The 687-nt window shown below is 68.9% G+C and carries 1 protein-coding gene; it reads left to right on the top strand.

Going from position 1 to position 687, the window contains the following annotated elements; genetic code table 11:
• A partial coding sequence (locus AC1DWF_RS34885) for an ABC transporter permease (protein WP_476843046.1) occupies positions 1 to 661 on the top strand: 661 nt, incomplete at its 5' end.
• Positions 662 to 687 lie beyond the last annotated feature (26 nt).

The raw sequence follows: 687 nt of genomic DNA, 5'->3' as shown, positions 1-687 counted from the left end.
CGAGACCATCAGCTTCCGCCATTTCGCGACGGTGCTGACCTCCGAGGAATGGCTCGGCTCCATCTGGCAATCCTTCACCATCGCGGTCGCGGCCACGGTGCTGGCGGTGACGGCCGGCACGCTCTGCGCCATCGGCTGCTGGCGCATCTCTCGCCGCTCGACGGACCTTATCCGCGTGCTGATGCTGCTGCCGCTGATCATTCCCTCGATCGTCTATGCGATCGGGCTCTACCGCTATTTCGGCCCGCTCGGCCTGCTGGACCGCTTCCTCGGCGTGGTGCTGGCGCATGGCGTCACCGGCATCCCCTACGTCGTCATCACCGTCTCGACGGCGCTGTCCGGCTTCGATCCGCGGCTGGAGCAGGCGGCGCGCAGCATGGGCGCCTCGCTCCCGCAGACGCTGCGCTGGGTGATCCTGCCGCGCATCATGCCGGGCATCGTCTCGGGCGCGATCTTCGCCTTCATCCACTCCTGGGACGAGCTGGTGATGGTGCTCTTCATCGCGAGCCGCGAGGTCTTCACCCTGCCGCGCCGCATCTGGGACGGGATCAACGAGAACCTGGACCCCGCGATGGCTGCCGTCGCCGTGCTGCTGATCGTCTTCACGCTGCTGCTGCTGCTCGCCGACCGCGCGCTGCGCCGGCGCACCGAGGCGGGGTGACCGGGCCGCCGGACCGCGTCTAGGCT

This window comes from Aminobacter sp. P4_D5 (assembly GCF_056401815.1).
The sequence above is the reverse complement of the archived record's forward strand: the minus strand, read 5'-3'. Positions and strand labels throughout refer to the sequence as shown.